Source organism: Kitasatospora sp. NPDC093558 (assembly GCF_040683475.1).
Classification (GTDB): domain Bacteria; phylum Actinomycetota; class Actinomycetes; order Streptomycetales; family Streptomycetaceae; genus Kitasatospora.
In genome coordinates this window covers 1-2,890 of the sequence record NZ_JBFBDY010000719.1, presented here as the reverse complement: position 1 = coordinate 2,890, position 2,890 = coordinate 1, and the positions used below count along the sequence as shown (strand labels likewise).

Here is a 2,890-nt window from a genome sequence, read left to right as displayed (position 1 = left end):
CCCGGCGAGAAGGTCGACATCGTCGACATCGACAACGGCAACCGCCTGTCCACCTACGTCATCGAAGGCCCCCGCGGCACCGGCGTCATCGGCATAAACGGCGCCGCCGCCCGCCTCATCAGCCCCGGCGACCTCGTCATCATCATCGCCTACGCCTCCGTCACCGACGCCGAGGCCAAGGAGCTGCGCCCGCGCGTCCTGTTCGTCGACGCCGGCAACCGGATCGTCCACCAGGGCAGCGACCCGGCCGACGTCCCGGCCGGCAACGGCCTCCTGCGCGGCGACCTCGTCGCGGCGTCCTGAATGCGAACACCACTGAACACCCCTGACGGACAACTCACCCCGGATTAGGGGCGGTTAGGGGTGCAGCCGGCGGACTCGCCGCTCGTACCGTCGAGCCCGAGGGGCCACCCGAGGCGGGAACCTTCCTCCTCACACAGACAACCTGGAGCACCCGTGGCAACCATCGCACCGGCCCAGCCGGGCAACGTCAGCAGCAACCAGACCCCGATCTACGTGCTCTTCGACGCCGAGACCGTCGACGGCGCCGCCGCGCTCACCCGCGACCACCTCGTCCGCCTCGCCGCCGGTACGGTCGGCGCCGTCCGCATCAAGGGCTTCGGCAGCCCGCAGGAGTGCGCGAGCGTCCTGCACGGCCTCGACACCTGCCCGATGGGCTCGTACGACGAGGAGATCGTCGTCCCCCGGATCCCCAAGCTCGGCCCCGCCGCCTACGACCACTACGACGCCTTCGGCCTCGGCGCGGCCTACTGGCGCGACGCCGAGCAGTCCGAGCACCACCGCTCCACCCTGCTCGACGGCGCCGACCCGCTCGACCTCGCGGTGGACCGGATCCGCCGGGCCTGGGACGGCCCGATGACCCCGGCGCGCTCCGGCGGCCGGCGGATGTTCGCGGGCATGATCCGCGAGACCACCGGCGGCATGAAGATGCACTGGGACGAGATCGCCCGCGAGCTGCCCGGCGCCCTCGACGAGCCCGTCATCGCCCAGCTCGGCTTCAACTGGTACCTGTCGATGCCCGAGGGCGGCGGCGCCACCAAGATCTTCCGCCGCCGCTGGCTGCCCGGGGACGAGCGGTGGCGCGACGGCTACGGCTACGCCGAGGAGATCGCCGAGCACGAGCCCAGCGTCCTGGTGCGCCCCGAGGCCGGCGACGCGGTGCTGTTCGACCCCCGCAACTTCCACGCGGTACGCGGCAACGAGGGCCCGGGACGCCGGGTCGCGATCTCGTTCTTCATGGGCGTGACGGCCGGCGGATCGCTCGTCTACTGGTCCTGACCGGGCCCCAACTCGCTTATCCAGGAAGGACACCCACCATGCCCCTCAGCCAGGAACAGATCACCCGCTACCACGAGGACGGCTTCCTCGTGCTCGACACCGCCCTCGACGCCGCCGAGGTCGCGAGCCTGCGCGAGGCCTTCGAGCGCGACTGCGAGGTCCCCGGCCCGCAGCTCGTCCCCGAGGAGGGCAGCGACCGCGTCCGTGCGGTCTACGCCTCCCACCAGCGCCAGCCCGAGTACGCCGGCCTGATCCGCGACCCGCGCATGCTCGGCGCGGCCCGCCGGCTGCTCTCCGACGACCTCTACATCTACCAGTTCAAGATCAACGCCAAGCCGGCCCTCGGCGGCGAGAAGTGGTCCTGGCACCAGGACTACGCGGCCTGGCGGATCGCCGACAACCTCCCCGCCCCGCTCCAGGTCAACGTCGCCGTCTTCCTCGACGACGTCGACGAGTTCAACGGCCCGGTCATCTTCCTGCCCGGCTCGCACCGCTCCGGCCTCGTCCAGCAGGGCCGCAAGGCCGTCGCCAAGTCCGAGCAGCACCTCGACCCCGAGGACATCGCGCTCACCAACGACCAGCTCACCGAACTCGTCACCCGGCGCGGCATGGTCAGCCCCAAGGGCCCGGCCGGCTCGGTCGTCTTCTTCTCCCCCGAGATCGTCCACGGCTCCGGCCCCAACATGTCGCCGTTCGCCCGCCGGCTACTCATCATGACCTACAACGACTCGGCCAACCTGCCCAGTTGGAGCGGCCGGCCGCGCCCCGACCACCTGGTCTGCCGCGACACCGAGCCGCTGCGCGTCCTCGACACCACCTTCCTCGACGCCCTCCAGGGAGCGGCGGCATGACCGCCCGCGCCCGCGCCGTTGTTCTGGAGGAGTTCGGGCAGCCGCTCCAGCTTCGGGAGTTCGACCTGCCCGCCGCGCCGGACGGCGGCCTGATCGTCGCGTGCAGCCACGGCGGCGTCTGCGGCACCGACCTGCACCTCCAGCAGGGCCACCTCGCCATCCCCACCCCGATCGTCCTCGGCCACGAGGGCCTCGGGACCGTCCACTCGCTCGGCTCCGATGGTTCCGATGGTTCCGAGGACGCGCGGGACGCCGCCGGGCGGCCGCTCGCCGTCGGCGACACCGTCATGTGGGCCTCCTCCATCGCCTGCGGCACCTGCGTGCCGTGCCGGCTCCACCGCGAGCCCACCCTGTGCGAGAACCGCCGCACCTACGGCGTCAACCGCCCGCTCGACGGCGGCGAACCGCTCTCCGGCTCCTGGGCCGACCACATCGTCCTGGAGCGCGGCACCACCGTCGTCAAGCTCGCCGACGGCACCGACCCGCTCGCCGCGATGTCCCTCGCCTGCGCGGGCCCCACCGTCGTCCACGCCCTGTACGAGCGCCGCCCGGTGCGCGTCGGGGAGACCGTCATCGTCCAGGGCAGCGGCCCGGTCGGCCTCGCCGCCGCGGCCCTCGCCCAGCTCGCCGGGGCCGCCAAGGTCGTCGTCCTCGGCGGCCCGGCGGCCCGGCTGGAGGCGGCGGCCAAGGCCGGCATCGGCGACGTCCACATCGACGTCACCGGGCCCGGCGGGGTCGAC

4 protein-coding genes are annotated in these 2,890 nt (G+C 72.8%); all 4 read left to right on the top strand.

Annotated elements, in window-relative coordinates:
• A partial coding sequence (locus AB0O00_RS34240) for an aspartate 1-decarboxylase (RefSeq protein ID WP_363658514.1) occupies nucleotides 1–303 on the top strand: 303 nt, incomplete at its 5' end.
• Nucleotides 304–456: 153 nt separating this feature from the next.
• Nucleotides 457–1,299 carry a putative 2OG-Fe(II) oxygenase gene (locus AB0O00_RS34235; RefSeq protein ID WP_363658512.1) on the top strand — a complete coding sequence of 281 codons (843 nt, stop codon included), beginning with the start codon at nucleotides 457–459 and terminating at the stop codon, nucleotides 1,297–1,299.
• Nucleotides 1,300–1,337: 38 nt separating this feature from the next.
• A complete protein-coding gene (locus AB0O00_RS34230; protein WP_363658510.1) occupies nucleotides 1,338–2,150 on the top strand; it encodes a phytanoyl-CoA dioxygenase family protein in 813 nt (270 codons plus the stop codon).
• Nucleotides 2,147–2,890, top strand: a 744-nt coding sequence (locus AB0O00_RS34225; RefSeq protein WP_363658508.1) for an alcohol dehydrogenase catalytic domain-containing protein, incomplete at its 3' end; no start/stop codon positions are given. The genes AB0O00_RS34230 and AB0O00_RS34225, both read left to right, overlap by 4 nt.

Bases quoted from the DNA above. Each gene is read 5' to 3' on its own strand.
- AB0O00_RS34230 (WP_363658510.1), top strand. From the start codon at position 1,338: ATGCCCCTCAGCCAGGAACAGATCACCCGCTACCACGAGGACGGCTTC.